This is a genomic window from Aeromonas sp. QDB25, assembly GCF_027707725.1.
Classification (GTDB): domain Bacteria; phylum Pseudomonadota; class Gammaproteobacteria; order Enterobacterales; family Aeromonadaceae; genus Aeromonas; species Aeromonas caviae.
Genome location: NZ_JAPCIZ010000007.1, coordinates 78,105 through 104,251 on the forward strand (window position 1 = coordinate 78,105; position 26,147 = coordinate 104,251).

Sequence of the window (26,147 nt, forward strand, 5' to 3'; positions counted from 1 at the left end):
GGCAACAGTTTGCGCCCGGCTCCCTAGCCGGTTCGGGTGGTCAAGCGTATCATGGCCGCCGGCATTTTTAAGAAAAACACCGTTATAAAAACACGCCGCAGTCTGCCGGCTCCAGGTGCATTTGCCACCTGCCGAAGGCCCGGCTCATATGGAAGCCCTTGCTCGCGCAAGCGATAACAAGGACCAGTGAGGATGATATGAGCATCATTAGAAAACAGGACTTTATCGATTCCATTGCTGACGCCCTGCAGTACATCTCCTTCTACCACCCCCTCGATTTCGTGCAGGCCGCCAAGGCCGCCTATGACCGCGAGATCAACCCGGCCGCCAAAGATGCCCTGGCCCAGATTCTGATCAACTCCCGCATGTCTGCCGAAGGTCATCGCCCGCTCTGTCAGGACACCGGTATCGTCACCTGCTTCGTCAAGATCGGCATGCAGGTACAGTGGGACAGCGACATGACGGTCCAGGAGATGGTGGATGAGGGCACCCGCCGCGCCTATACCAATCCGGACAACCCGCTGCGCGCCTCCGTGCTGGCGGATCCGGCCGGCAGCCGCAAGAACACCAAAGACAATGCCCCCGCTGTCGTGCACATCGACATGATCCCGGGCAACAAGGTGGAAGTGAGTATCGCGGCCAAGGGCGGCGGCTCCGAAAACAAATCGAAGATGGTGATGCTCAATCCCTCCGACGACATCGTGGAGTGGGTGCTCAAGACGGTGCCGACCATGGGGGCTGGCTGGTGCCCGCCCGGCATGCTCGGCATCGGCATCGGCGGCACCGCCGAGAAGGCGGCGGTGCTCGCCAAGGAAGCTCTGATGGAGCACATAGACATCCAGGAGCTGATTGCCCGTGGTCCCGAGACCACCGAAGAGAAGCTGAGGGTCGAGCTCTATGACAAGGTCAATAAGCTCGGGATCGGTGCCCAGGGGCTGGGCGGCCTGACCACGGTGCTGGATGTGAAGGTGAAATCCGCACCGACCCACGCCGCCTCCAAGCCCGTGGTGATGATCCCCAACTGCGCCGCCACCCGTCACGTGCATTTCGAACTCGATGGCTCCGGCCCGGCGGAGCTGACACCCCCCAGGCTGGAAGACTGGCCGGAGATCACCCGTGAGTCCGGTGGCAATGTGCGCCGGGTCAACGTGGATGGCATCACCAAGGCAGAGCTTGCCAGCTGGAAGAGCGGTGATACCGTGCTGCTCTCCGGCAAGATCCTGACCGGCCGCGACGCCGCCCACAAGCGCATCGCCGACATGCTGAAAAAAGGTGAAGGACTGCCGGAAGGGGTCGATTTCACCAACCGCTTCATCTATTACGTGGGCCCGGTCGATGCGGTGCGTGACGAGGTGGTCGGCCCGGCTGGCCCCACCACGTCCACCCGGATGGACAAATTCACCGACATGATGCTGGGAGAAACCGGCCTTATCGGCATGATCGGCAAGTCCGAGCGCGGCCCCAAGACGGTCGAGAGCATCAAGCAGCACCAGGCTGTCTACCTGATGGCGGTGGGCGGCGCCGCCTATCTGGTAGCGAAAGCCATCAAGAAGGCGCGCGTGGTGGCCTTTGCCGATCTGGGGATGGAGGCCATCTACGAGTTCGAGGTGGAAGACATGCCGGTCACCGTGGCGGTCGACTCCCAGGGCAACAACATCCACGAGACCGGCCCGGCCTACTGGTCCGCCAAAATTGCCGAGCTGGAGACCAAGCTGGCTTGATCAATCGGACTTCGATGCAAACGGAGGGCGATTAGCCCCCGTACAGCAGCATGTTGAAAGGCGACCCTCGGGTCGCCTTTTTTTGCGGGCCCCATTTGACGGTCTGGGCCTGAGCAAATTTACTGCTGCTGTGCTGCTGTGCTGCTGTGCTGCTGTGCTGCTGTGCTGCTGTGCTGCTGTGCTGCTGTGCTGCTGTGCTGCTGTGCTGCTGTGCTGCTGTGCTGCTGTGCTGCTTTGTCTTTGTCTTTGTCGCCATGGCATCCCGGGTCGGAAGCCTGGATAACCCGGTGGGCAATGCCGGCGCATTGGCTGTCACGCCGAAGGGGCGATCAGTGGTTCAGGTAGATATCCTGGCCGCCGTAGCTCAGTGCCCCACCCAGAGGGGTTGCGGGCTCGAAGAAGCGGGTCAGGACACCGGCACGCTGGCCCAGGGTGCTCAATGTGCTCCGGTCCAGGGCGACCTGTTCGGGCAGCCAGGTCAGCACGGCGGCGCAGTGACCATTGATCAGGCTCTGCTCCAGCAGGCGCTGCCAATTCTTGATCTTGGGGGCGTGCACGACAAGCACCCTGGCAGGATTGATCCCTCTGGCCTGCAATTGCGCGGCGGCGGGCAGACCGGGCGGGGCGACGAGCAGGATCCAGCCACTGTCAGACTGACTCAGTTGCCCCAGGGCATCCAGCAGCGGCGCTTCCTGATGGAGAGGGCCGCGCCGCTGCTCTTGTCCCATCTTGCTCTGATGGCGAGTGGGCCAGGTGGTGATCAGACCGGCAGAGGAGGAGGGGGGGCAAAGATTCAGGGGCTGGCTCATATGTCGTTCCTGTATGAATAACCATGCTGTATGCGCATACAGTAGTTCTGTTCGCAAGGAGTGACAAGTCATTTGTGGCTAAAAGTGTGAGCCGATTAACAGGAGATGAGTTTAACTACATGATTAAAAAGGATATTTATATCTTCCTTATACAGGGTGTTTTTTAACCTGTAGACAAACTTCGGGTCGGCGCTCATGGTTATACAGTCCTGTATAGGGAGAGGAGGGAGCGAGATGGACGTTAGTACCTTGCAACGACTGGATGCGAACATTCTGCTCGGGATCATCAACGAGAAGCTGCGGCTGGAGTGTGATGGTCTGGAAGAGCTGCTGGCTTACTACGACATGACAGAAGATCAGCTGGCTACACGTCTGCAACAGATCGGGTATCACTACGACCCTATGAGCAATCAGTTCAAGGCACATGGTTAATTGAAATCAAAGGGTGCTCCGATTGGGGCATCCTTTTTATTACCTGACGAGGGGGTGTGAATTGAAAGCGCTTTCAATTTCTCCCTAGTCGGCGGTTATTTTCACGTATTTTCAGTCACAGGCAATCATTGAAAACCTATTCATGAAACTATCTTTTTTGTTTTCTTATATCACTATGATTTAAAACGAAATTTATATTTCATTCAGGCTGGCTAAAGGAAAGGGTTTTCATGGTGAAACTGTCATTTTTATGCGTTAAAGTGTGACTCACGTTAACTTTTAAACCCTTGGCTTTAGCTAGTATGCCCCCGCCGGAGCATATTCTGAGATAACAACAGCGCCGGTCCACCCGATGGGATGACATTTTTTATTTGTAACGAAGGAAAATGGTTTATGGCTACCAAGAAGAAGACAGACCAGGATCTCCAACTGGATAAAGATCAGCTCAAGGCGAGTATCGTGCGTCACCTGCGTTCTACCTTGGGTACAAGCGAACAGAAAGCCTCTCCGGATGCCTGGTGGAAAGCGACCGCTGCCGCCGTCAATGAACAGGTGTACGAGCGCCTGACCCGTACTCAGCAGGCTCACTTCAAGAAAGATACTCGTGCGATTCACTATCTCTCTGCTGAATTTTTGATGGGGCGTTTGACCTCCAACAACCTGCACAACCTCTCCCTCTACAAAGTCTGTGAAGAGGCGCTGGGTGAACTTGGTCTGGAACTGACCGATCTGTGTGAACAAGAGCCTGACATGGCCCTTGGCAACGGCGGCCTGGGTCGTCTGGCTGCCTGCTTCATCGATTCCCTGGCCACTCTGAACTACCCGGCGGTGGGCTATGGCATCCACTACGAGCACGGCCTGTTCCGTCAGGAAATTCAGGATGGCCGTCAGATCGAGCGTCCGGACTCCTGGCGCGAATATGGCAACCCCTGGGAGATCTGCCGCCCGGAATCGGTGCAGGAGATCCCGCTCTACGGCTACGTGGAGACCGTCTTTGGTGACAAGGGTGGCCTGAAGAAGGTGTGGCACGCCGGTCGCAAGATCAAAGGGGTGCCCTGGGACATTCCGGTGGTCGGCTTCGGTGGTCACACCGTCAACATCCTGCGTCTGTGGGAATCCCGCGCCTCCGAGTTCTTCGACTGGGACGTGTTCAACGCCGGTGGTTATATCGACTCCCAGGCCGAGAAGGCCCAGGCCGAGACCATCTCCAAGGTGCTCTACCCGAACGATGAGACCGACGCCGGCAAGGAGCTGCGCCTGATCCAGCAGTACTTCTTCTGCGCCTGCTCCATCAAGGACATCATGCGTCGCTACAAGCGGGTGCATGGCAGTGACTTCAGCAACTTTGCCGCGCAAATCGCCATCCAGCTCAACGATACCCACCCCACCGTGGCCATCCCCGAGCTGATGCGCGTGCTGGTGGACGAAGAGGGGCTGAACTGGGATACCGCCTGGGGCATCTGCTATCAGGTCTTCTCCTACACCAACCACACCCTGCTGCCGGAAGCGCTGGAGAAGTGGTCCGTCAGCCTGTTCAAGAAGGTACTGCCCCGTCACCTCGAGATCATTTATGAAATCAACGCCCGCTTCCTGAACGAGCTGGTGGAGCCCAAGTGGCCGGGCAACGATGCCATCAAGGCCAAGCTCTCCATCATCGAAGAGGGTGACGTGCGCAAGGTGCGTATGGGCAACCTGTGCGTCATCGGCTCCTCCAAGGTGAACGGCGTGGCCGAGATCCACTCCAAGCTGGTGAAGGAAGATCTCTTCCCCGAGTATGCCGAGCTGTGGCCCGAGAAGATGTGCAACGTCACCAATGGTGTGACTCCCCGTCGCTGGCTGCTGGCCTGCAACCCGGAACTGGCCGAACTCTACAACGAGGTGGTGGGCAAGGAGTGGCCGCTGCAACTGGACAAGCTGCGCAGCGTGGTGAAGTTTGCCGACGACAAGGCGTTCCAGCAGCAGTTCATGACCATCAAGCGCCACAACAAGGAGAAGCTGGTCAAGGTCATCAAGGCGGAAACCGGCATCGACGTGAGTGCGGAGGCGATCTTCGACGTCCAGATCAAGCGTCTGCACGAGTACAAGCGCCAGCAACTGAACCTCATCCACATCATGGCGCTCTACCGTCGCCTGCTGGCGAACCCGGACTATGACATGCATCCGCGGGTGTTCATCTTCGGCTCCAAGGCGGCGCCCGGCTACAAGCTGGCCAAGGACATCATCTACGCCATCAACAAGCTGGCGGAGCGGGTCAACAACGACGCCCGTATTCAGGGCAAGCTGAAAGTGGTGTTCATGCCGAACTACCGCGTGAGCCTTGCCGAGAAGCTGATCCCGGCGGCGGATGTCTCCGAGCAGATCTCCACCGCAGGTTACGAAGCATCCGGTACCGGCAACATGAAGATGGCGCTGAACGGTGCCATCACCATCGGGACGCTGGATGGAGCCAACATCGAGATCGCCGAAGAGGCGGGTGCCGAGAACTGCGCCATCTTCGGTCTGAATGTGGACGAGGTGAAGTCCCTGAAGGTGCGCGGCTACAACCCGTATGACTTCTACTACGCCAACTCCGAGCTGAAAGCCGTGCTGGACTGGTTTGATACCGACTACTTCACGCCGGGTCGTCCGGGTGAGCTGGCCTCCATCAAGCGCTCCTTGCTGGAAGGGGGAGACCCTTACCTGACACTGGCGGATTTCGAGTCCTACTCCGAGGCGCACAAGCTGATCGATGCCTGGTACCGGGATCCGGCCCTGTGGGCGAAGAAAGCCATCATCAACTCTGCCACCATGGGCAAGTTCAACTCCGACCGCTCCATCCAGGATTACGTAGACCGTATCTGGAAACTGACGAGCTGCAGCGTCGGCTGATGTCTGCTCCTGTGAAAAACCCCGCGATGCGGGGTTTTTTTTCATCTGTCGGGCTGAGGGAGGCTCAGGGCCTGTCGACCACCCGGGTGTCCGCCGGCACCCGTTTCTTGCCGGTGATCATCGCCCTGACGAGATCACCCCGTACCAGACGATCCAGGGCGATGACGGCCAGTACATGGACGAAGATGGCCACCTGCAGCCCCTTGGCAAAGAACTCGTGGATCTCTTCCATGCGATGGGTGCCGGAGAGCGGCCCGTATTCGGTCATGATCCCGCTGGCGGCGGTGCCGACAAGGCAGGTCAACAGCAGCAGTATCATCAAGGACCCCAAAGGATTTTGACCGGCGTAGTAGGGGTGGCGCCCCTTGATCGTCTCCTTGAGATAGGTGATGACGCCGGTCGGTGTCGGCAGCCACTGGGCGAAGCGGGCATGATAGGAGCCGATGAATCCCCATACGATGCGCAGTGCCAGCAGTCCGGCCAGCGCATATCCCGCATAGCGGTGGTTGCGCGCCCCCTCTTCAAGGATGAAGAGATTCAGCACGCACAACAGCACAGTGGCCCAGTGAAATACCCTGACCACCGGATCCCATACCTTGATTTCACGGTTGTTCTGCATCGTCTTACCCATGAGGTGATCCCCTTGTCGTGATGTCCATGATCATCGCCATCGTCAGCCATGGCTGCGTGATGGCCGTTGTCAGCATCATGGAGGCGATTTCTTAAGTGCAAGTTAATGTCGCCGTGATGTCGCGGGTAGGGAGTGCGGTGGTTTCGGGGCGAGAAAAAGCCCCGGCGATGCGGGGCTTGGAGGGGCATTAGGGGGCGAACCTCAGTGGAGGATATCCCCCATGAAATAGGCCAGCATGGTCAGGATGACGGTGAACACCAGGTTCAGTACCAGGCCGGCCCGCATCATCTCCCGCTGCTGGATATGGCCGCTGGCGAAGACGATGGCGTTGGGAGGCGTTGCCACCGGCAGCATGAAGGCACAGGAGGCGCCGACGGCGATCAGCACGGAGACCACAATGGGGGAGACCCCCAGTGCCTCGGCCACCCCGGCGAACAGCGGCACCAGCAGCGCGGCAGTGGCGGTGTTGGAGACCAGCTCGGTCAGGAACACCACGAAGGCGGCCAGGCAGAGCAGGATCACGAAGATGGGCATGGAGGAGAGGCTGCTGGAGAGGTGCTCCGCCAGGAAGGCGTTGGCCCCGGTCTGCTTGAGGATGGCGCTCAAGGTGAGACCACCCCCGAACAGCAGCAGCACGCCCCAGTCGGTGTTCTGGTTGATGTCATCCCAGCTGGCGACGCGGCTGACGGCGATGGCCAGGATGGCGCCCATGGCGATCAGGGTATCGAACTGGGGAATGCCGCCCAGCGCCTTGGCAAGAGGCTGGGATCCAATCCACAGCAGCACCGTGGTCAGGAAGATGGCCAGGGTCACTTTGCGCTGACCTGTCCACTCGATGGTGACCTGCTCGGTGCTGACCTGGTGGGAGAGATTGGGACGGGTCACCCAGTAGAGCAGGCCGATGCCTACCGGCATGAAGATGATCACCACGGGGATGCCGAACTCCAGCCAGTCGGTGAAGCCCAAGCCCATCTGGGCGGCGGCGATGGCATTGGGGGGGCTGCCCACCAGTGTGCCGATGCCACCGATGCTGGCGCTATAGGCGACGCCAAGCAGCACGAAGACAAGGGTGCGGCGCTCCTTGTGAACGTCCAGCCCTTTCAGCATGCCGAGGGCCAGCGGCATCATCATGGCCGCGGTTGCGGTGTTGCTGATCCACATGGAGAGGGCGGCCGTGATGGTGAAGAGCACGATGGAAGCCCAGCCCAGGTGTCCCTTGGCGAGCTGCATCACCTTGCCGGCGATCTGGGTGTCGAGTCCCTGCTTGGAGAGGGCTGCAGCGAGGGCAAAGCCGCCAAAGAAGAGGAACAGGACGGGGTTGGCAAAGTCGGTCAGCGACTTGCTCATGTCGAACACCCCGAGCAGGGTGGCGAGCACCGGGATGGAGATGGCAGTGATGGTGATGTTCACCGCCTCGGTCAGCCAGAGGATGGCGATGAAGATTAGGATGGCCAGCCCCTTGTTGACCATGGGGTCAAACGGGAGCCATGCCAGCATGGCGCAGAGCAGGAGCAGATCCAGGATGACGATCCCGGACTTGATGTCCAGCCAGCGTGAGGGGGGAGTCGGAGGTACAGCCGATGTGTGCATAACGTTCTCTCGGTTAATTTATGGTTGTTGTTGTGATGCCGAGGTTACATATATCCCCCTGTTTGAAACAGGGGGATATGGTCAAATCATGTGGCGACTCACAGAGTCAAGTGAAGATGGATCTTCAATCAAACAGAAATGAAACATTTTATTTTCATTTGACAGGGGAGGTGAAGGAGAGCAGCCACTCCTTGAACAGGCTCTTGGGCAGGGAGCCGCTGCGCTGTGCCAGGATCTCCCCCCGCTGGAAGACCATCAGGGTAGGAATGCTGCGAATGCCATAGCGACCTGCGATGGCGGCCTCCTGCTCGGTATCGAGTTTCACGAAGCGAAGGCGGGGCTCAAGCTCCCGGGCGACCTCCTGAAAGACGGGGGCAAACTGCAGGCAGGGGCCACACCAGCTTGCCCAAAAGTCCACCACCACCGGGATGTCGGACTGGATCAGGGCATCGAAGCTGGCCTGACGCCCCGCCACCGGGGTTTGTTCGAAGAGGGCGTGACGGCAGCGGCCACACTTCGCGTTTGAGTCTGCTTTTTCGACAGGCAGGCGGTTGCGGGTAAAGCATTGGCTACAATAGGTGGTGACAAGTGACATAATTGCTTCCTTATTTCATGGCCCGGCAACATCTTTATTGCAATCAGAGCGCCGACTAACGGTAACATAGCACTCAGTGGTTTTTCACAGTTGGCCTCCGGCCGTGACCTGATGTCACCGGATGGCCGACCATGACATGAGAATCGAGACGGGATGAAGAGTGTTGCACGGGGCAATCGTGTTGTCTTTGGCCTTATCATCGTATCGCTGGTGGGCTTTTCTGCCTATTGCTGGCAGTTGCTCAGCCAGCAGCAGCGTGCCTTCGATTTGAGCGTGGCGGCTGAGATGGTGCTCAATCGGGTCAATACCGATACCGTCTATCTGCTGGGGCGCGAGAAGGCCAGCGATGGCAGCGTACAGCAACGTCTGAGCCTGCTTTCCAGTCACCTGGACAGGTTCGTCAGGCTGGTGCACGAGGATCCGGAGTCGGTGGACGACCCCGGCTCCCAGGCGTTGCAGCGGGACATCGACGGTTATCTGCTGGATCTCGCCAGGCTTTACACCATGGAGATGACCATCGAGTATCTGGCTCCCCGCTTCCAGGGCCAGCTCAAGGCGTTGCAAGGCACCCTGCCGGTCGGTGAGGCGCAGTACCGCGACCTTACCGAACTCATGCGCCTGCACCACTACCTCCGACGCAGCTGGGATCAGAACGAGCAGCGGCAACTGTTGCAACTCCAGCAGCACCTGCTTGACCGCTATGGCGAGCAGCCGAGGGTCACGGCCCTCGTCCGGCTGGGCCAGGAGTTCAATCAGCAGGTGATGGAGTACCATCGCCTGCGCAATCAGGTGGTGGAGATGAAGGGGCTGAGCTCACTGCCCGCCTGGAAGCAGAGCAAGCTGGAGCGGGCCTCCTCCCTCAAGAGCCGCTTCTACCTGATGGTGCTGGGGGGGGCGCTGCTCTGCTTCTCGCTGGTGGCCGCGACCCTGTGGCGTCGCAACCAGAAGCTGAGCGAGCTCTCTCGCCATGCCGCGCTGCTGGCCCAGGCCAAGAGCGACTTCCTGGCCAACATGAGCCACGAGATCCGCACCCCCATGAATGCCATCATCGGCTTCAGCGCCCTGGCACTGCAAACCAGTCTGGATCCCCAGCAGCGGGACTATCTCAACAAGATCAGATCCTCGTCGGACACCTTGCTGCTGCTCATCAACGACATTCTGGATCTCACCAAGGTGGAGTCCGGCAAGTTGACCTTGGAGGAGATCGACTTCGATCTCAGCGAGCAGCTCGACTCCCTCGCCGCCATGTTCGCGGATCTGGCGGAGCGCAAGCACATCGAGGTCATCATCAACAAGTCTCCCGCCGTGCCCGACTTTCTGCGCGGGGATCCGCTGCGCCTCGGTCAGGTACTGGTCAACCTGGTGAACAATGCCATCAAGTTCACCGAGCGGGGCGAGGTGGAGGTGGCCATCACCCTCACCAGCCAGCATCCCATGCGGGTCTGTTTCAGCGTGCGGGATACCGGCATCGGCATCGCCCCGGAGAAGCAGGCCCAGCTGTTCCAGCCCTTTACCCAGCTGGAGGCGGGCAATACCCGCAAATATGGCGGCTCCGGGCTTGGCCTCAACATCTCCCAGCGCCTGGTGGGGCTGATGGGCGGGGAGATCACCGTGCAGAGCAAACCCGGGGTGGGCTCCACCTTCCTGTTCGAGATCCCCATCTCCCAAGCGGTGTACGGGGTCTCGGGGCGCCGGGTCTTCTTCGATCACCAGCCCCTGATCCTGATGATGGATGACAATGAGCTGGTGCTGGAACTGGCCAAGGACATCCTGGGGCGGGCGGGGGCGTCCGTCATCACGGTCAACAGCCTCTCCCGCGCCCGTCAGGTGCTGCGTGAAGAGGGGCATCACATCCGCCTCGCCATCCTCGACTGGCGCATGGGTCAGGAGGATGGCCTGGACTTGGCCCTCGAGATGTACCAGCACAGCCAGTGGCGGCGCCTGCCTGTCCTGATGACCAGCGCCTGGTCCAGGGAGGGGCTGCACGGGCGGATGGAAAGCATGGGACTGACCCACTTCCTGGCCAAGCCCATGACCGAAAACGCCTTGCTGGCCAAGGTGGACGAACTGCTCAACGGCAGCTCCCATGACAGCAAGGTCCGCCAGGCGGAGGCACAGGGGGATCAGCAGCAGTTCCGGGAGCTGCTGCGTGGTACCCGGGTGCTGCTGGCCGAGGACAACCGGGTCAACCAGCAGCTCATTCTGGAGTACCTGCGCCGGGTGGAGGCCAAGGTCACCGTGGTGGACAACGGCCGCGAGGCGGTGGAGCAGGTGGCGGAGCAGCCGTTCGACGTCATCCTGATGGATCTGCAGATGCCGGTGCTGGACGGGCTGGATGCCACCCGCCAGATCCGCAAGATGGTGGACAAGCATGATGTGCCCATCATCGCCCTCACCGCCAGCGCCATGCCGGGGGACAGGGAGCGCTGCCTTGGCGTCGGCATGAACGGCTATGTCACCAAGCCGGTGAGCAAGCTCGATCTCTACAACAACCTGCTGCAATGGGTGAAGAGCAGCGGCGGGGAGCCCAAGGTGCCCATCGAGGTCAAGCCGCCGGCCCTCATGGGCGTGCTGGATCTGGAGGATGCCCTGCGCCGGCTGGAGCATGACAGGGAGGCGCTGCAGATCCTCTTCAAGCTGTTCCTCTCCGAGCACAAGGACGATCTGTGGGACATCCGCACCGCCCTGCGTCGCCAGCAGCCCGAAGTGGCGTGCCGCTTGCTGCATACCCTGAAGGGGGTCTCGGCCAACATCTCCGCTTCCCGCCTGCAACTGCTGGCCGGGGAACTGGAGTGGCGGCTGCGGCTGCAGGAGGAGCTGAGCGAGGGGGAGCTCAACCAGTTGCAGCAGGTCTTTACCCAGACCCGGGAGGAGGTCTCCCACTTCCTGCTCACCGGGGAGCAGCAGGAGTCGGTCGCTTTCCCGTTTTCGCCCCCCGACAAGCGGCTCTGAGGGAGGGCAAGATAGCAATCGTTCTCAAGTCACCCGCTTCAGGCTATGATGACCCACTCGTTCGCCCCCGCCAGGGGGCGATTGTATTGAGCTTCTCTTCATGATCACGCGGCAGCGCGCCGCGACCAAGGACTTCTCTGTGAGCGTATTTTTGCGGCTTGGCTGGTTTTTCAAGGATCAGTGGCGGCGTTATCTGGTGGCCATCTCCCTGCTGATGCTGGTGGCCCTGTTTACCGTGATCCCCCCCAAGGTGGTGGGCTGGGTGGTGGATGGCATCGCCAAGGGTGACCTGGACAGCGGCACCCTGACCGGCTATCTGGCGGGGCTTTTTGGCCTGGGACTGCTTATCTACCTGCTGCGCTACGTGTGGCGGGTCATGCTGTTCGGTGCCTCCTACCGGCTCGCCTACGTGCTGCGCAACCGGCTGTTCAGCCACTTCACCCGCATGAGCCCGGATTTCTACCAGCGCCACCGCACCGGTGATCTGATGGCCCACGCCACCAACGACATCCAGGCGGTGGAGATGACCGCAGGGGAAGGGGTACTGACCCTGGTGGACTCCTTCATCGTCGGCATCCTGGTGCTCTCCATCATGTGCAGCCAGTACTCCTGGCAGCTGACCCTGCTCTCCCTGCTGCCCCTGCCGGTGATGGCCTTCTTCATGAACCGCTTCGGGACCCAGATCTACAAGGAGTTCAAGGCGGCTCAGGGGGCCTTCTCCCGCCTCAACAACAAGACCCAGGAGGCCCTCTCCGGGGTGCGGGTGCTCAAATCCTACGCGGTCGAATCCCTAGAGGACGAGGGCTTTGCCGAGCTGACCCGTCAGGCGGGGGAGCGCAACATGGCGGTGGCCCGCATCGACGCCAAGTTCGACCCCGTGATTTACCTGTGCATCGGCTGCTCCTATTTTCTGGCTGTCGCAGGGGGCAGCGCCCTGGTGCTGCAAGACAAGCTGACTCTGGGGGAGCTCACCAGCTTCACCATGTACCTCGGCCAGCTCATCTGGCCCATGTTCGCCATCGCCTGGCTGTTCAACATCATCGAGCGGGGCAGCGCCGCCTACTCGCGCATCGAAAGCCTGCTGGGGGAGCACAGCGACATCGAGGAGCCGGCCCATCCCATGGCGCTGGCCTCGGCCTTTCCCCTGCGGGTGCTGGGGCTGGGCTACCGGCTGGAGCAGCGCACCCTGTTGCAGGGGGTGGATGTCACCCTGCAGGCTGGCGCCATGCTGGGGATAGTGGGACGCACCGGGGCAGGCAAGAGCTCCCTGCTCAAGCTGCTGATGCGCCTGGCCAACCCCACGGCCGGGGAGATCCGCATGGGGGAGGTGCCCATCTCGCAACTGTCGCTGGGTGAGCTGCGCAGCCAGTTTGCCTATGTGCCCCAGGAGCCGTTTCTGTTCTCCACCACCATCGCGGCCAACATCGCCCTGGGCCGCCCCGAGGCGAGCCGGGAGGAGATTGAACGGGTGGCGCGCATCGCCTGCGTTCACGACGACATCAGTCGCTTCCCCAAAGGGTATGAAACCGAGGTGGGAGAGAAGGGGGTGACCCTCTCCGGCGGTCAGAAGCAGCGTCTGGCCATCGCCCGCGCCCTGCTGCTGGATGCCCCTATCCTGGTGCTGGATGACGCCCTCTCGGCGGTGGATGCCCACACCGAGCAGCAGATCCTGCTGGCCCTCAAGGTCCACAAGCGCACCCTGGTGCTGGTGAGCCACCGCATGACGGCGGTGGAGCAGGCGGACGAGATCCTGGTGCTGGAACAGGGCGCGATCAGCGAGCGGGGCCGTCACGAGACCCTGATGGCCAGGAACGGCTGGTACGCGGACATGGTCCGCTACCAGCGCCTGGAGCAGGACGTGGAGGAGAGCCTGTGAACAGGATGACAAGGCCCCTGGTTTCCTTCACCCCCCGCCCGGCTCCCGCGAGCGGAGAGGGGAGCAAAGAGAGTCAATTCCCGTGGAACGTTGCGCTGGAGGCAAGTCTGTGAATCCAACCATCAAACGGCTGCTCGCCTACTGCGCCAGCTACCCCCGCTGGCTGGTGCAGGCGGGCATCTGCCTGCTGCTCGCCACCGGCGCCGAGGTGGCGGGTCCCTTGCTCATCAAGCTCTTCATCGATGACTACCTGGCGCCGCGCCGGCTGGAGTGGGGCATCATCGCCGCCCTTGCCGCCGGTTATCTGGGGTTGCAGGTGTTGTCGGCGGCCGGCTTCTACCTGCAATCCCTGCGCTTCAACCGCATCGCCCAGGCGGTGGTGCAGCGTCTGCGCGAGCAGGTGTTCGCCACCGCCATCCGCCTGCCTGCCCGCTATTTCGACAAGCACCGCTCGGGCTCCCTCATCTCCCGCATCACCAACGACACCGAGGCGATCATGAACCTCTATGTCCAGGTGATAGGGCTCCTGGTGCAAAAAGTGGTGCTCCTGTGCGGCATCCTGCTCTCCATGGCGCTGCTGGACTTTCACCTGATGCTGGTGTGCGCCACCCTGCTGCCGGCGGTGGGGGCCGTGATGTGGCTCTACCAGAAACTGAGCGTGCCCGTGGTGCGGGCGACCCGATCCTTGCTCTCCGACATCAACAGCCGTCTCAACGAGTCGTTGCAGGGGATGCCGGTGATCCAGGCCATGGTGCAGGAGCGCCACTTCGCCATTGCTTTTGCGGGGGTGAACCAGCAGCACTGGCAGGCGCGGATCAAGAGCCTCAAGATCAACGGCATCCTGCTGCGCCCCCTCATCGATCTCTTCTACATGATGGTGCTCATCGGTCTGCTGGCCCTGTTTGCCCACGAGGGGCTGAGCACGGCGGGGGCCATTCAGGTGGGGGTGCTTTACGCCTTCATCAGCTATCTGGGGCGGATGATCGAGCCCCTCATCGAGATGACCAACCAGCTCAACCAGTTGCAGCAGGCCATGGTGGCGGGGGAGCGGGTATTCGCCCTGCTCGATGAAACCCGCGAGAGCACCGACGGGGAGGTGCGCCCCCTGGAGGGACGGGTACGCTTCGACGGGGTGGGCTTCTCCTACGACGGGGAGCAGCAGGTGCTGCAAGATGTGAGCTTTGCCACCCGGCCGGGCCAGATGCTGGCGCTGGTGGGCCACACCGGCAGCGGCAAGTCCACCATCATCAGCCTGCTGATGGGTTTCTACCCCCTGGATCGGGGGAGCATCCACTTCGATGATCACCCCATGAACGGCCTGGCTCTCTCGGCGGTGCGCCGCAGCATCGGCCTGGTGCAGCAGGATCCTTTCATCTTCGTCGGCACCCTGGCCGAGAACCTGCGCCTTGGGCGTGACGGCATCGAGGATGGGCGGCTCTGGCAGGCCCTGGAGGAGGTGCAGCTGGCCGATTTCGTGCGCCGCCTGCCCGATGGCCTGGCCACCCTGATGGAGGAGGGGGGCAAGAACCTCTCCGCTGGCCAGCGCCAGCTGCTCTCCTTTGCTCGCGCCCTGGTGGGGGATCCGCGCATCCTCATCCTGGACGAGGCGACCGCGAGCGTGGACTCCCAGACCGAGCTCGCCCTCTCCCAGGCGCTCTCGGCGGCACGCCGTGGCCGCACCACCATCGCCATCGCCCACCGTCTCTCCACCATTGTGGATGCCGATGAAATCCTGCTGCTCTCCCGCGGGTGGGTGAGCGAGCGCGGCACCCACGGCGAGCTGATGGCGCTGGGGGGGCATTATGCCCAGCTGTTCGAGATGCAGAGCCAGGGGGCCTGGCTTGAAGAGAAACGGGCCTGAGGCCCACCTAAAAAAACAGCCGGCATCTGCCGGCTGTTTTTTTTGACAGGCAGGGTTACACCGTGACCTTGCTGCGGCTGACCAGCTTGGGCTCCAGGGGCGGGAAGTCATCGTTGAAGAAGGTATCCGCTTCTTCAATTTGTGCCTTGCGCTGCTTCTGGATGAAGTTGTCGAAGTCGCGCTTGATCTCGGGGTCCTTGAGGGCCTCGTAGTCGAACACGTTGGCGGCATAGAGGTAGTTGAAGTAGATGTCGACGAACTCGGCGCTGGCACAGGCGGAGGTGAACTTGCTGTTCTGGCGGTCGAAGTTGACGCGGTACTGCTTGATCTTCGGCACATAGACCAGCTCGTTGCCCACCTTGAACACTTCCACTGTGACCCCCACCGTGATGGTCTTGTGAAGTCCTTGTTGTTCTCCACCCCGAAGCGGATGGCATCCCCCTGCTTTTGCAGGAACTTGTTGAAGCTGGCCAGCGCCGTGGTGCCCTGGCTCACCACCACGTCCATGATGAAGTTGATGAAGTCGGTGGCGATGCTGAGCCCCTTGATGTGGCGGCTGTAGCTCTGCTGATCGATCTTGCTCGGCCCCATCAGGGGGATCTTGGAGAGGGCCCTGGCCCAGAGATCCGCGTCCGTCTTGTACTGCTCGCCATAGGCTTCGGCGTAACGGTTGATGTAGGCGGTGACCACGGAGGTGATGGCGATGAGGTAGGCCTTCTGTTCCGCCAGCTTGGCCATGACTGCGGGATCGTCCAGCAGCTCGTTGGCCACGATGAACTCCACCAGGCCGTCCTTGTCGGCATAGGGATCACTGCCCACCGCCCGGACGGTGTCGGGCAGATTGACGTCGTTGAAGAAGGCCTCGGCCTCGGCGAACTGATCATGGTTGCTCAGGCGGTTGGCCGGTGCCTCGCGCACCAGCTGGCAGAGCACCAGCTACGGCCTCGTAGTCCGACTCGCGCCACAGGGGGGCCTGCAACTGGTTGCCGAAGGTCTTCTTGTAGGCGAGGTTGAAGTCAAACAGCACCGAACTGCAGCCGCAATCCATGGCGAAGTCGACGGTGTAGCTCAGCGGCCCGGTGGGCAGGGGCTTGCTCATCTTCCCCTTGGCGCTGAGGTTGGCATAGCACTTGAGGTACTCCCGGCCAAACAGCTCGTAGGCACGGTTGTTGTTGAAGTTGAGCTGGAAAGTACCGGCGCTCTCGCCCCCGTTGAACAACTGTTGCACGTGACTCATCTCTCTATCCTTATGGTGAGATTGGTAGACGGGTTGACCCGGTGCCGAGTGGCTACTTCCTGGCCAGCAACAGCCTAGGCTGTGTTCTTAAAGTGATGAAGATATAATCTCACATCTTCTCAACAGCTTAAGATCCATTCCGTGTCCCACCGTTATCAGCTGACTGATGCACAATGGGGGCTTATCGAGCCCCAGTTTCCTTCTCGAAGCCTGATCGGGCGCCCTACCCATGAACCGCGCCAAGTGCTCGATGGCATTCTCTGGATACTCCACACCGGAGCTCCTTGGCGAGACCTTCCAGAACGTTTCGGACCATGGAATTCGGTCTACAACACCTTCCGGCGTTGGCAGGATGCAGGCCGGATTGATGCCATTCTGGAAGCGCTGCAACTCAAGCTCAATGAAGAAGGGCTCATCGATTTCGACCTGTGGTGCCTGGACGGCTCCAATGTCAGGGTATCCAAAGATGCTGCCGGAGCGCGTAAAAAAACACTCCGGTGAATCAAGCACTTGGTCGCTCTCGTGGTGGTTTTGGCAGCAAAATTCACTTGGTCACTGATGGTAATGGTTTACCGCTGGGGTTCTGCCTTTCGCCGGAGCAATCAGCGGAAATCAGATATGCGACAAGTGCGTTGGCCATGGCAAGGATCCCGACTTCATCAGGCCGTTATCGCACGCGACCAACGCATCTTGCCGCAGATAAGGCCTATAGCAGCAGGGCTTTGCGGGCCGAACTCCGGCGCAGAGGGATAAAAGCAGTCATCCCGCAGCGCAGCGACCAGCAGCGGCACCATAAGGGACGACCTCTGGTATTAGACAAAGCTCGTTATCGCAGGCGAAATGTGGTCGAGCGGTGCTTCGGATGGCTGAAGAAGTTTCGCCGATTCTCAACGAGATATGAAAAGCTGGCGGGAAGTTTTGCTGCTTTTATCAAGCTGGCTTTCTGCCTTCGTTACTTACGAGAGCTATTGGTGGACAGAAAACCAGCATTTTGAGAACACAGCCTAGCGAGGGAGAGGGGGTTTGGTTACTGCGAATAATCCCAGTGGCGGGGGCGGGATCCTGGGCTAGCCCCCAGACGGGGAGTATTTCTCGTTGTGTTTCATTCGGATATGGCCGTCATGGTCCCGTCATCCGGGGCGGGACCTTGAAAAAAATCGGAAAAAGGGAAAAGAGAGGGGCGACCCGGGGTCAGGAAAGGCCGGTTTTATCATTTGCCAGGCAAATAGAACCTGGCCATTGCATGAATTTTGCAAATACCCTTTGGGGGGCCGCTCACAGGGATGGCACGGGAGGCTTGTCTATCGGGAAGCAGACTGGCAACATTTGTATCACATTTACTCATCGGATCAGTTTGCAATGGACCTGCAACGCCTCAAAGCCAACCTCGCCCTGCGTCTGTTCGCCTGGCGCTACATTCCCGTCATTGGTTTCTGTGCCCCCGTCATCGAGCAGATGGACGCCAGGGCGCTGCGCATCCGCATTCCGCTGGGCTGGCGCACCCGCAACCACCTGGGCAGCATGTATTTCGGGGCGCTCGCCACCGGTGCCGACCTGGTGGGGGGGCTCCTGGTCATGGAGAAGGGGCGGGCGCGGCGCAAGAAGGTGCATTTTGCCTTCAAGGATGTGCAAGGGGAGTTTTTGAAGCGCCCGGAGGGGGACGTGCAGTTTGATTGCGCGGCGGGGGAGCTTATCGACGCCATGATCGACGAGTCCCTGGCGAGCGGTCAGCGCATCAACCGCCCCATCCAGGTGGTGGCCACCTGCCCGTCGCGCAACGGCGACGAGGCCATGGCCCGCTTTGTGCTGACCCTCTCCATCAAGGCAAGCTGAAGGCCAGAGGGCGCTTGGCGCCCTTGTTCAAGCCGGTATCAAAGGATCTCGGGACTGCTCCCTTCCTTCACCACGGCCTTCATGCTTCATGCCGTTGAAGTTGACCGCCCGCTCGGCCACTGTGCTGGGTAGCGCTTGCGTGGCAGGGCGTCAGGATCAGAGGATCTCGGGGCTGACGCCTTCTTTCACGACTACCTTCATGCCGTTGAAGTTGACCACCTGCTCGGCGACTATCTTGCAGCGTTTGCGGGTCTCGACCTGACCGTCCACTTCCACCAGGCCCTCGGCGACCAGCGCCTTGGCGGCACCGCCACAATCGGCCCAACCCTGATGCTTGATCAGGTCACACAAGGCAACGAAGGGGTGACCTTCGAGCAGAAACGTCTCCATGGGAAATCCTCTAGCTGGATGAATGGCTGAAACAGCGGGGGCTCATTCTAGGCAGTTAGGCGGGGCAGGGAAAGGGCCCGGGCCGAATTGCCCCGAAAAAGGGGCGAGCACAGGCAATAAAACCAGCCCGACCGGGCTGGTTGTGTCTCTGGGGGCCACTGGCGCTCAAGGGAGTTTCACCACCGCTTCCCCCGTCACGGCGAGGGCGCCGCCCTGGGTGAAGATGCGGGTGGCCAGGGTGGCGATGGGCTTGTCGCTTCGAAGGGCAATCACCTCCACCTCCGCCGTCACCACGTCCCCCACGAACACTGGGAGCGTGAAGGAGAGGCTCTGGCCCAGATAGATGCTCCCCTTGCCTGGCAACTGCTGACCGAGCAGCCCGGAGAAGAGGCTCGCCAGCAGCATGCCGTGGACGATTGGGCGCTCGAACACCGTCGTGGCGGCGAAGTCCGGGTCCAGGTGCAGGGGGTTGAAGTCCTCCGACAGCGCGGCGAAGGCGGCCACCTCGGCCGGGCCGAAGCGCTTGGTCAGGCTGGCTTTCATGCCCACGGCAAGGGGTTGTGTACTCATGCGGGTTCCTCTTCTTGCTTCCTGACGCCAGCAAACACCGGATTGAGCCGTACCTTGACGTAGCTGCCGGGGGCCGCCTCCAGCCCCTCGACAGGCTGCCGGGCGGGGACGGGCTCTGCCTCGTCACGGTCTTTGATAAAGCGCATCATCTCGGGCCACCAGGAGCCGCTCTGGTGGGTCGCCCCCGCCAGCCACTGCGCCGGGCTGTCCGCCTCGGCCCCGTTTTGCCAGAAGCCGTATTTGTTGGCATCCGGCGGATTGATGATGCCGGCGATGTGCCCGGATTCGGCCAGAATGAAGCGCCGCTCGCCCCCGAACAGCGTCATGCCCTGCCAGGTTCCCTGCCAGAGGGCGATGTGATCGTCCACGGCGGACACCAGCAGCACCGGGGTCTTCACCTTGGCGAGATCGATGCGGGTGTGGCGGATCTTGAGCTCCCCCTTCACCAGCTGGTTTTCCAGGTAGAGTCGGCGCAGCAGGCTGTTGTGGGTCTTGCCCGCCACGTTGGTGCTATCGCTGTTCCAGTGCAGCAGATCGAACGCCACCGGGCTCTGGCCCTTGAGGTAGCTGTCGATGTAGTAGTTCCAGTAGAGGCTGTTCTCCCGCAGCAGACTGAAGGAGACCGCCAACTGGCGCCCGTCCATGATGCCCCTGGCCTCGTTCTGGGCTTCCAGCGCCGCGATGATGGGCTCGTGGATGAAGATGCCAAGCTCCCCGGGCTGGGAGAAGTCCAGCAGGGTGGTGAACAGGGTGGCGCTGCGTACCCGCTGCTTCTGGCGCCGCGCCGCCAGCCAGCCCATGGCGAGTGACAATGCAGTGCCACCGATGCAATAGCCGATGCCGTGCACCTCCCGCTCGCCGGTGGCCGCCTCCACGGCGTCCAGGGCGGCGATGACCCCGTCCACCACGTAGTCGTCGAGATCGACCTGCCCCTGTGCCACCCCCGGGTTGCGCCAGGAGATCATGAAGACCGTCTGCCCCTGGGCGACCAGCCAGGCCACCAGGGAGTTCTGGGGGCGCATGTCCATGATGTAGTACTTGTTGATGAAGGGGGGCACGACCAGCACCGGGGTCTTGCCCACCGTCGCCGTGGTCGGGCTGTACTGGATGAGCTCAAAGAGCTCGGTGCGCAGCACTACCCGGCCCGGGGTGGTCGCCAGATCCCGGCCGAGCTCGAAGGCGGACTCGTCGGTCAGGCGGATGTTGAGGTGATCGGCGCTGCGCTCCAGATCTTCGGCCAGGAGCGCAAGGCCGCGCACCAGATTCTGGCCGTCGGACTCCAGGGTGAGCTTGAGCAGCTCCGGGTTGGTGGCCAGGAAGTTGCTGGGAGCCATGGCGTTGACGTACTGGCGGGTGAAAAAGCGCAGTCGCTCCCGGCTCTTCTCGGGCACGCCCTCCAGGGTATCCACCGCCGCCAGCAGGTGTCTTGCGGTCAGCAGATAGGATTGCTTGAGGTAGTCATAAAGGGGTTGCTCGCTCCAGGCGTCGGCCTTGAAGCGGCGATCGCTGCGATCCGGGGTGATCACCGGCTCGCTCGGCTGGCCTGCACTCTTGAGCAGGGTGTGCTGCATCAGCTTGAGTTGATCCTGCCACCAGTTCATTTGGGACTGGATCAGCTGCCAGGGCTGCTGGCTGCCCTGCTCCAGCACCTTGTCCAGATCGTCCAGACTGGTCTGCAGCAGGGCCTGGGCGGTGCGCTCTGTCTGGGCTCTGGCCATGGCCAGCAGCTTGTCGTTGTAGTGGGCCAGGGCCTCGAACAGCGGGCCGTAAGATGATTGGCTCATGTGTTCTCCTTCACCCACACCCGGGGCGGGCACTTGCCCGTTCTGTCGAGTCGTGGGGAGATGTGGCTGCCCGCAAGACGGGCAGCCAGGGGTTATCAGGCCTTGCCCGTGCTCTTCTTGATGCCATCTGCGGTCAGGGCATCCAGCTCTTCCTTGAACTGCTGGCCGAGGGCGCTGAGCTTCTGGATGTCATCCAGCATCTGGCGGGAGAGCTGGCTGGCGCTCTCCAGCTGCACGGTGCCGAGGGCCGCCAGGCTCTGGGCATCCTGCACCTTGCCGACGGCCTGCAACTGGTTGAGCCCCAGTTCGGCGTAGGCATTGGCGGACGCCAGTTGCAACCGGGTCAGCTGTTCGATGTTGCTGGCCAGCAGCTGGTTGTAGCGGGTGAGGGGGGCGGCAAAGCCTTGCATCTGCTCGGTAAAGCTCTTGATCACGTCCATATTCATCATGGGTCTCCGGTTCGGCAGAACACTGTTTTTGCGGGTCAATCGACCCTTCTTGCGGGTACAGCACGTCATCCCTGTGTTACGTGTTGTTTGCTCTGTTCAAACACACGTTTGAGCATTCTGCAACCAATCCACCTTTGGTGTAAATGACATAAATGTTAGTTTCTGTTTGAATTTTCCAATCCGCCGAGAGAGCCATCCCCGGATTCAGACGAGAGGTGACGCAGGGAAAGGGTCGGGGTCTCGTCCCTCGGGGCCTGCGCTGGTACCCTTGAGCCACACCCTCTTCACAAGGAATCCCCGATGAAACCGTTCGCCCTGCTGCTCGGCTGTGGTGCCCTGACCCTCGCCGGTGTCGCCCAGGCCAGCACGCCGGTCCAGATCTCCCTGCCCGGTATCAACCTGCCCTCGTCCAATCAGGTGGAAGGGGCACGGGCTTCCTTCCTCTACGGCCGCACCGGCCAGGTGAAGGGGATCGATCTGCCGGTGTTCGCCCTCTCCGATGTGGATCAGTTCACCGGCCTGCAGCTTGGTGTGTTCTTTGGCGCGAGCCGGGTGCGCCACCAGTTTGGCGGGGTCGCCATCAACGCCGTCAACTGGCACGAAGGGCAGGATACCGGCCTCAATCTGGGCTTCGTCAACCTGACCAACAATGTGAAGGGGCTCAACTGGGGGGCGGTCAACATCGCCCAGGGCAATGCCCTGGCCAACGTCGGCTTCGTCAACTATGCCGAACGCACCACCTTCCAGCTGGGATTCGTCAATGCCACCAAGCACCTGGACGGCTTGCAGATTGGCCTGGCCAACTACGCCGAGAACGGCATCTTCCCCATTCTGCCCCTGATCAACTTCAAGAAATCCTTCTAGGGACCAACTTGCCCTTGCTTTAGGAGGGGCAGCCATTACCCTGTGCTCCATCAAGGCTGCACAGAGGTAACAGGGGCATGACAACGGAACACATGGACGCCATCGGCATCGGTTGGGACGTGAGGGGTTGGCAGGGCAATGCCCAGGCGGTGGCGGTGGTGGGTTGGCAGGCCCGGGAGTCGCGTCTGCACTGGCTCGGGATCTCCCCCCTGTTTCGGCTGAGCTCCCGGGTCGCGCCGGATCTGGATGCCCTGCTGCGCCCGGCCCTGCAAGACGAGGTGGCGCTGATGCAGGTGCTGGCCTGCCCGCGCCTTGCTCTCGGCATCGATGCGCCCCTGGCCTTTCCCCGCGCCCTCGCCGATCTGCTGGCGGGGCGGGGGAGCGGCTTTCCCGTGCCTCAGCGGGAGATTGACAACCCTTACGCCTACCGGGATTGCGAGCGCTGGCTCCATCAGCACTATGGCAAGAAGCCCCTCTCCGCCACCTTCGACAGGCTCGGCAATAATGCCACCCTGGCCCTCTCCATGCTGCCGCGTCTCGGGGATCTGCAACTGGTGCCAAAACAGGCGAGGGCTGCCGGGCGCGCGGTGCTGGAGGTCTATCCCGCCCTGGCCAAAATGGGGGGCAAAGCCTCTGCGGTGCGGCCCGAGCTGCAACCCCACCTGCCGGTGTCCCTCATCCCTGGAACGGATCCCTATGATGCCGCGCTCTGCGCCCTGATGGCCCTGCAATATGCGGCCGAAGGGGCCGTCACCTCGCTGCCTGCTCTGGTGGACCTGCCGGAGGAGATGGCACCGGACGAAGGCTGGGTCTACCACTTCGCCCGGGATTGAGACGCCCAAGCACCGCGCTCCCTCTGACGACTGCTGGCGACTCGCTGCAGTCACGGCACTGGTGACGTGACTTGCTGTCGCCACTGCGTATGGCTTGCCGTTGCAACGGTGTCAGGCAAGGGGAGGCCGCCTTTGTCCTGTGATCTTCCGACGTCTCCTTGACCCTTGCCCTTGTTGCCTTACTTTGCGACTGCCGACTGCCGACTGCCGACTGCCGACTGCCGACTGCCGACTGCCGACTGCCGACTGGCGCCTTTTCATCGGACCTCATCCTTGATCCCGACTGTTCATGGCTGGTTTAAAAATCACCTTGTATGCCATCAGACAAGAGACGTACAAGTACATTTATCACCCCGCAGCAGCGGGGAGATGGCTCCAGGGTTGTACAGAAACAGGGTAGCGGGGGTCAAATATGCGGCAGGTTAAGCCTGCAGAAGCATAAATAGGGAGTCAGGGCGTTAATTGCTGGAAGAGCCGTCTCTTCATCCGATATATTGCCTCTTTTCCTCAGGCTTCTTGTCCGGTGGTGTCGATGAAACGCATTCTCTCTATCCAGTCCCACGTGGTGTTTGGCTGTGCCGGCAACAGCGCCGCCGTGTTCCCCATGCGCCGTCTCGGCATGGAGGTGTGGCCCATCAATACGGTGCAGTTCTCCAACCACACCCAGTACGAGGCGGGTTGGCAGGGAATGGCAATGCCGGCGGGCCACATTGCCGCCTTGTGCCAGGGGCTTTGCAATATCGAGGTGCTGGCGCGCTGCGATGCGGTGCTAAGTGGCTATCTGGGCTCGGCGGAGCAGGGGGACGAGATCCTGGCGGTGGTGGCGGCGGTGAAACGAGCCAATCCGGCGGCCCTCTATTTCTGCGATCCCGTGATGGGGCATCCGGAGAAGGGGTGCATCGTCGCCCCGGGCGTCACCCGCTTTCTCACCGAGCAGGCCCTGCCGGTGGCGGACATCATGGCCCCCAATCTGCTGGAGCTGGAGACCCTGTGCGATGTCCATCTGACAACCCTGGCCCAGACCCGGGTCGCCGCACGCCAGTTGCTGGAGAAGGGGGTGAAGATGGTGCTGGTCAAGCACCTGGGTCGCGCCGCCAGCGTCCCCGGCCGCTTCGAGATGCTGCTTGCCACCCCCGAGGGAGACTATCTGATCGCCCGTCCCCTTTACGATTTCGCGCGCCAACCGGTGGGCGTGGGGGATCTCATCAGCGCCCTGATGCTGGCCAACCTGCAGGCGGGATATGATGGGGTGAGCGCCTTCGAGCGCACCAACGCCGCGGTGGATGCGGTGCTGAGACAGACCTGGGAGGCGAATGCCTACGAGCTGCAGCTCATCGCGGCCCAGAGCGCCTTTGCCGAGCCGCAGATTGCCCACAGGGCCGAGCGCCTGGCCTGACGCCATTGATCAGCCCGTGACGGGACGAGCTGATCAAGGTTCAGCTTGCGGCACTGATCGGTGTTGCATCCTGAAAATGTTCGACCCTGGGGAAGGGGTCGTAGAAGTGGTGCAGCAGGGCCTTCCACTCCTGGTACCGGGGGGAGCCCCTGAACCCCCGGGTGTGATCTTCCAGCCGCGCCCACTGCACCAGCAGCAGGTAGTGATGGGGATCGTCCAGGGCACGCTGCAACTGGTGGCCCAGGTAGCCGGGCATGGCGCTGATGATGTGCTGGGCTCGGGCGAAGGCCTGCTCGAAGTCAGTGGCCTTGCCGGGAATGATCTGCAGATGGGCGACTTCCAATATCATGATGGCTCCTTGCCGATGAGTCTGATTGAACCAAAAACCTATGTACGCCGAGCCTTGGAGGGGGCAAGACCGGCACGCTGTCCGGTCTTGCCAGGCCGTCTGCCTCAGAGCTGCTTGTAGAAGAACTGGGTGGCGGCGAGGGTGCCGTCCCCATTGCGGGCGAAGTCCGGGATCTGGCCGGCCTCCTGATAGCCGAGCTGGCGATAGAGGCTGGAGGCCACGTCGCCGACCCGGGTATCCAGCACCAGCAAGGTACGCCTGGCGTCCCGGGCCCCTTGCTCCATGGCGTTCATCAGGGCGCGGCCCACCCCCTTGCCACGGGCCTGGCTGTGGACCATCAGCTTTTCCACTTCGGCCCTGTGGCCCCCGTTGGCCTTTGTGCACAGGGAGAGCTGCAGGGCGCCCACCAGATGGTGCTGATCAAACGCCACCCAGAGCTTGCGCACTCCATCCGCCAGCTCCCCCTCGATGCCTTGCCAGTACGCCAGCCCCTGCTCTTCCTGCAGGGGAGGCAGAAAGCCCACCGAGGCACCGCTGGCCACGCAATCTTGCAGCAGGGCGATCAGCGCCGGTTTGATGCCTCTGGTGCTCTCGACCTCAAGGATCTCCATTGAATGTCCTCATCTTCTCTCTTGGCCCACGTGGGGGATTAACGTCTCGGGCGCGGACTCTCCTGCCGGTGCTATTATCATCCGGTCAGGTGCGCCGTCTCTTAATGGATCAGTCCCTGCGCTGCCAGCCACTGGAACAGCAGGCGGGAGACGGGGGAGACTTCGGCCAGGTGGCGGCTGTCCAGCCAGCGCAGCTCGGCGATCTCCGCCGAGGCGACGGGCGTGCCGTCGGCGTCCCCCGTGTAGCAACGCAGATTGACATTCACCCCTTGCGGCTTGCCGTCCGCCTGGGCGCTGAACTCGCAGGCGAACGCCAGGGTGTCGGGTTTCAGGATGACCGCGAGCTCTTCCTCGATTTCACGAACGAGGGCCGCCTCGTCGCTCTCGCCCGGCTCGCGCTTGCCCCCCGGAATGTAGTAGATGTCCTTGCCGTGGGAGCGGGCGCACAGCAGTTGTCCCTCCTTGAAGGTCAGCCAGGCGAGTTTGTCGATCATGG

At 61.6% G+C, this 26,147-nt stretch carries 23 protein-coding genes and 1 pseudogene; 11 read left to right on the forward strand and 13 right to left on the reverse strand.

Annotated elements, in window-relative coordinates; genetic code table 11:
• Window positions 1-197: 197 nt before the first annotated feature.
• Window positions 198-1,721 (forward strand): fumarate hydratase, encoded by a 1,524-nt coding sequence (locus PG883_RS04120; RefSeq protein WP_010674897.1) that lies wholly within the window; start codon window positions 198-200, stop codon window positions 1,719-1,721.
• A 329-nt stretch (window positions 1,722-2,050) separates the two neighbouring features.
• Here PG883_RS04120 and PG883_RS04125 read toward each other — a convergent pair whose 3' ends face one another.
• Window positions 2,051-2,530, reverse strand: a complete 480-nt coding sequence (locus PG883_RS04125) for a cell division inhibitor (RefSeq protein WP_010674896.1) — start codon at window positions 2,528-2,530, stop codon at window positions 2,051-2,053.
• A gap of 234 nt (window positions 2,531-2,764) precedes the next feature.
• On the opposite strand from PG883_RS04125, the gene PG883_RS04130 reads away from it, so the two are divergent.
• A complete protein-coding gene (locus PG883_RS04130; RefSeq protein WP_005323525.1) occupies window positions 2,765-2,962 on the forward strand; it encodes a DUF4250 domain-containing protein in 198 nt (65 codons plus the stop codon).
• Between the two features lie 393 nt (window positions 2,963-3,355).
• Window positions 3,356-5,830, forward strand: coding sequence for a glycogen/starch/alpha-glucan phosphorylase (locus PG883_RS04135; protein WP_270806980.1), 2,475 nt, complete (start codon window positions 3,356-3,358; stop codon window positions 5,828-5,830).
• A 64-nt stretch (window positions 5,831-5,894) separates the two neighbouring features.
• Here the strand turns inward: PG883_RS04135 and PG883_RS04140 are convergent, their stop codons facing one another.
• From PG883_RS04140 to trxC, 3 genes are all read right to left on the reverse strand, one after another.
• On the reverse strand, window positions 5,895-6,461 hold the full coding sequence (locus PG883_RS04140) for a cytochrome b/b6 domain-containing protein (RefSeq protein ID WP_010674894.1): 567 nt from the start codon (window positions 6,459-6,461) through the stop codon (window positions 5,895-5,897).
• Window positions 6,462-6,662: 201 nt separating this feature from the next.
• Window positions 6,663-8,051 carry an SLC13 family permease gene (locus PG883_RS04145; protein WP_202041152.1) on the reverse strand — a complete coding sequence of 463 codons (1,389 nt, stop codon included), beginning with the start codon at window positions 8,049-8,051 and terminating at the stop codon, window positions 6,663-6,665.
• Between the two features lie 154 nt (window positions 8,052-8,205).
• Window positions 8,206-8,646 carry a thioredoxin TrxC gene (trxC, locus tag PG883_RS04150; protein WP_010674892.1) on the reverse strand — a complete coding sequence of 147 codons (441 nt, stop codon included), beginning with the start codon at window positions 8,644-8,646 and terminating at the stop codon, window positions 8,206-8,208.
• A gap of 153 nt (window positions 8,647-8,799) precedes the next feature.
• Between trxC and PG883_RS04155 the strand changes: the two genes are divergently transcribed.
• The 3 genes from PG883_RS04155 (at window position 8,800) to PG883_RS04165 (ending at window position 15,335) form a co-directional block, all read left to right on the forward strand.
• Entirely contained in the window at window positions 8,800-11,598 is a 2,799-nt protein-coding gene (locus PG883_RS04155) for a hybrid sensor histidine kinase/response regulator (protein WP_049636010.1), read from the forward strand.
• A 139-nt stretch (window positions 11,599-11,737) separates the two neighbouring features.
• Window positions 11,738-13,474 carry an ABC transporter transmembrane domain-containing protein gene (locus tag PG883_RS04160; protein WP_029314593.1) on the forward strand — a complete coding sequence of 579 codons (1,737 nt, stop codon included), beginning with the start codon at window positions 11,738-11,740 and terminating at the stop codon, window positions 13,472-13,474.
• A gap of 109 nt (window positions 13,475-13,583) precedes the next feature.
• Window positions 13,584-15,335, forward strand: a complete 1,752-nt coding sequence (locus PG883_RS04165) for an ABC transporter transmembrane domain-containing protein (RefSeq protein ID WP_049636011.1) — start codon at window positions 13,584-13,586, stop codon at window positions 15,333-15,335.
• A gap of 55 nt (window positions 15,336-15,390) precedes the next feature.
• Here the strand turns inward: PG883_RS04165 and PG883_RS23925 are convergent.
• Window positions 15,391-16,268: pseudogene (locus PG883_RS23925) on the reverse strand (hypothetical protein).
• Complete coding sequence (locus PG883_RS04180) at window positions 16,216-16,572, reverse strand: hypothetical protein (protein WP_010674886.1); 357 nt, start codon at window positions 16,570-16,572, stop codon at window positions 16,216-16,218. The pseudogene PG883_RS23925 and the gene PG883_RS04180 overlap by 53 nt, the downstream one beginning before the upstream one ends.
• Before the next feature lie 141 nt (window positions 16,573-16,713).
• Between PG883_RS04180 and PG883_RS04185 the strand changes: the two genes are divergently transcribed.
• Together PG883_RS04185 and PG883_RS04190 are read left to right on the forward strand one after the other, a co-directional pair.
• A protein-coding gene (locus PG883_RS04185) for an IS5 family transposase (RefSeq protein ID WP_085943961.1) occupies window positions 16,714-17,567 on the forward strand; the annotation gives its coding sequence in 2 pieces (ribosomal slippage) (window positions 16,714-17,056 and window positions 17,056-17,567; 855 coding nt in all).
• Window positions 17,568-17,931: 364 nt separating this feature from the next.
• Window positions 17,932-18,405: a DUF4442 domain-containing protein gene (locus tag PG883_RS04190; RefSeq protein WP_010674883.1), complete on the forward strand. Its 474-nt coding sequence runs from the start codon at window positions 17,932-17,934 to the stop codon at window positions 18,403-18,405.
• A 156-nt stretch (window positions 18,406-18,561) separates the two neighbouring features.
• Here the strand turns inward: PG883_RS04190 and ybcJ are convergent, their stop codons facing one another.
• From ybcJ to PG883_RS04210, 4 genes are all read right to left on the reverse strand, one after another.
• Window positions 18,562-18,795: a ribosome-associated protein YbcJ gene (ybcJ, locus tag PG883_RS04195; RefSeq protein WP_010674882.1), complete on the reverse strand. Its 234-nt coding sequence runs from the start codon at window positions 18,793-18,795 to the stop codon at window positions 18,562-18,564.
• A gap of 165 nt (window positions 18,796-18,960) precedes the next feature.
• Entirely contained in the window at window positions 18,961-19,365 is a 405-nt protein-coding gene (locus PG883_RS04200) for a MaoC family dehydratase (RefSeq protein ID WP_270806981.1), read from the reverse strand.
• Entirely contained in the window at window positions 19,362-21,149 is a 1,788-nt protein-coding gene (locus PG883_RS04205; RefSeq protein WP_270806982.1) for a class I poly(R)-hydroxyalkanoic acid synthase, read from the reverse strand. Before PG883_RS04205 ends, PG883_RS04200 begins: the two co-directional genes overlap by 4 nt.
• A 95-nt stretch (window positions 21,150-21,244) precedes the next feature.
• Window positions 21,245-21,595, reverse strand: coding sequence for a phasin family protein (locus PG883_RS04210; RefSeq protein ID WP_039040883.1), 351 nt, complete (start codon window positions 21,593-21,595; stop codon window positions 21,245-21,247).
• A 303-nt stretch (window positions 21,596-21,898) separates the two neighbouring features.
• On the opposite strand from PG883_RS04210, the gene PG883_RS04215 reads away from it, so the two are divergent.
• The 3 genes from PG883_RS04215 (at window position 21,899) to pdxY (ending at window position 24,691) form a co-directional block, all read left to right on the forward strand.
• Window positions 21,899-22,462, forward strand: coding sequence for a VC2662 family protein (locus PG883_RS04215; protein ID WP_039040884.1), 564 nt, complete (start codon window positions 21,899-21,901; stop codon window positions 22,460-22,462).
• 77 nt (window positions 22,463-22,539) lie between these two features.
• On the forward strand, window positions 22,540-23,295 hold the full coding sequence (locus PG883_RS04220) for a DUF429 domain-containing protein (RefSeq protein WP_183149899.1): 756 nt from the start codon (window positions 22,540-22,542) through the stop codon (window positions 23,293-23,295).
• A 532-nt stretch (window positions 23,296-23,827) separates the two neighbouring features.
• Window positions 23,828-24,691 (forward strand): pyridoxal kinase PdxY, encoded by an 864-nt coding sequence (gene pdxY, locus PG883_RS04225; protein ID WP_010674877.1) that lies wholly within the window; start codon window positions 23,828-23,830, stop codon window positions 24,689-24,691.
• Window positions 24,692-24,731: 40 nt separating this feature from the next.
• Here pdxY and PG883_RS04230 read toward each other — a convergent pair whose 3' ends face one another.
• From PG883_RS04230 to PG883_RS04240, 3 genes are all read right to left on the reverse strand, one after another.
• Window positions 24,732-25,040: an antibiotic biosynthesis monooxygenase family protein gene (locus PG883_RS04230; RefSeq protein WP_010674876.1), complete on the reverse strand. Its 309-nt coding sequence runs from the start codon at window positions 25,038-25,040 to the stop codon at window positions 24,732-24,734.
• Between the two features lie 104 nt (window positions 25,041-25,144).
• Complete coding sequence (locus PG883_RS04235) at window positions 25,145-25,651, reverse strand: GNAT family N-acetyltransferase (RefSeq protein ID WP_010674875.1); 507 nt, start codon at window positions 25,649-25,651, stop codon at window positions 25,145-25,147.
• Between the two features lie 101 nt (window positions 25,652-25,752).
• Window positions 25,753-26,145: an NUDIX hydrolase gene (locus PG883_RS04240; protein ID WP_010674874.1), complete on the reverse strand. Its 393-nt coding sequence runs from the start codon at window positions 26,143-26,145 to the stop codon at window positions 25,753-25,755.
• Window positions 26,146-26,147: the final 2 nt, after the last annotated feature.

What these genes read in the sequence shown, in the direction of transcription:
- ybcJ (WP_010674882.1), bottom strand. Translation starts at nt 18,795, where the DNA reads ATGGAGACGTTTCTGCTCGAAGGTCACCCCTTCGTTGCCTTGTGTGAC.
- PG883_RS04120 (WP_010674897.1), top strand. Translation starts at nt 198, where the DNA reads ATGAGCATCATTAGAAAACAGGACTTTATCGATTCCATTGCTGACGCC.
- PG883_RS04220 (WP_183149899.1), top strand. Translation starts at nt 22,540, where the DNA reads ATGACAACGGAACACATGGACGCCATCGGCATCGGTTGGGACGTGAGG.
- PG883_RS04155 (WP_049636010.1), top strand. Translation starts at nt 8,800, where the DNA reads ATGAAGAGTGTTGCACGGGGCAATCGTGTTGTCTTTGGCCTTATCATC.
- PG883_RS04210 (WP_039040883.1), bottom strand. Translation starts at nt 21,595, where the DNA reads ATGAATATGGACGTGATCAAGAGCTTTACCGAGCAGATGCAAGGCTTT.
- PG883_RS04240 (WP_010674874.1), bottom strand. Translation starts at nt 26,145, where the DNA reads ATGATCGACAAACTCGCCTGGCTGACCTTCAAGGAGGGACAACTGCTG.
- PG883_RS04235 (WP_010674875.1), bottom strand. Translation starts at nt 25,651, where the DNA reads ATGGAGATCCTTGAGGTCGAGAGCACCAGAGGCATCAAACCGGCGCTG.
- PG883_RS04135 (WP_270806980.1), top strand. Translation starts at nt 3,356, where the DNA reads ATGGCTACCAAGAAGAAGACAGACCAGGATCTCCAACTGGATAAAGAT.
- pdxY (WP_010674877.1), top strand. Translation starts at nt 23,828, where the DNA reads ATGAAACGCATTCTCTCTATCCAGTCCCACGTGGTGTTTGGCTGTGCC.
- PG883_RS04215 (WP_039040884.1), top strand. Translation starts at nt 21,899, where the DNA reads ATGAAACCGTTCGCCCTGCTGCTCGGCTGTGGTGCCCTGACCCTCGCC.
- PG883_RS04145 (WP_202041152.1), bottom strand. Translation starts at nt 8,051, where the DNA reads ATGCACACATCGGCTGTACCTCCGACTCCCCCCTCACGCTGGCTGGAC.
- PG883_RS04230 (WP_010674876.1), bottom strand. Translation starts at nt 25,040, where the DNA reads ATGATATTGGAAGTCGCCCATCTGCAGATCATTCCCGGCAAGGCCACT.
- PG883_RS04130 (WP_005323525.1), top strand. Translation starts at nt 2,765, where the DNA reads ATGGACGTTAGTACCTTGCAACGACTGGATGCGAACATTCTGCTCGGG.
- trxC (WP_010674892.1), bottom strand. Translation starts at nt 8,646, where the DNA reads ATGTCACTTGTCACCACCTATTGTAGCCAATGCTTTACCCGCAACCGC.
- PG883_RS04205 (WP_270806982.1), bottom strand. Translation starts at nt 21,149, where the DNA reads ATGAGCCAATCATCTTACGGCCCGCTGTTCGAGGCCCTGGCCCACTAC.
- PG883_RS04140 (WP_010674894.1), bottom strand. Translation starts at nt 6,461, where the DNA reads ATGGGTAAGACGATGCAGAACAACCGTGAAATCAAGGTATGGGATCCG.
- PG883_RS04200 (WP_270806981.1), bottom strand. Translation starts at nt 19,365, where the DNA reads ATGAGTACACAACCCCTTGCCGTGGGCATGAAAGCCAGCCTGACCAAG.
- PG883_RS04125 (WP_010674896.1), bottom strand. Translation starts at nt 2,530, where the DNA reads ATGAGCCAGCCCCTGAATCTTTGCCCCCCCTCCTCCTCTGCCGGTCTG.
- PG883_RS04180 (WP_010674886.1), bottom strand. Translation starts at nt 16,572, where the DNA reads ATGAGTCACGTGCAACAGTTGTTCAACGGGGGCGAGAGCGCCGGTACT.
- PG883_RS04190 (WP_010674883.1), top strand. Translation starts at nt 17,932, where the DNA reads ATGGACCTGCAACGCCTCAAAGCCAACCTCGCCCTGCGTCTGTTCGCC.